Origin of the sequence: Rhizobium ecuadorense, from assembly GCF_001187535.1 — a bacterium.
In the GTDB taxonomy this organism is placed as follows: Bacteria; Pseudomonadota; Alphaproteobacteria; order Rhizobiales; family Rhizobiaceae; genus Rhizobium; species Rhizobium ecuadorense.
This window is the reverse complement of the sequence record NZ_LFIO01001520.1, coordinates 1-217: the sequence shown is the minus strand read 5'-3', so window position 1 is coordinate 217 and position 217 is coordinate 1. Positions and strand designations below refer to the sequence as shown.

The 217-nt window shown below is 63.6% G+C and carries 1 pseudogene; it reads left to right on the top strand.

Annotated elements, in window-relative coordinates:
- A pseudogene (locus AF337_RS31535) lies at window positions 1-217 on the top strand (aldose 1-epimerase family protein); the annotation flags it as partial.

Here is a 217-nt window from a genome sequence, read left to right as displayed (position 1 = left end):
CTCATCAACCCTGCGGCCTTGCCCTCGCCGTTCGATGCCGGCCGGCTGGTGCTCGATCATGCCATGTTCGAGCAGGATGCGATGATTTTCCCGAACGGTGCGGGCGAAGGGCTGCGCTATGGCGCAGAAGGCGGGCCGGCCATGCATTTCCATTTCGAAAACCTGCCCAATCTTGCGCTGTGGACCAAGCCGGGGGCGCCCTTCCTCTGTGTCGAGC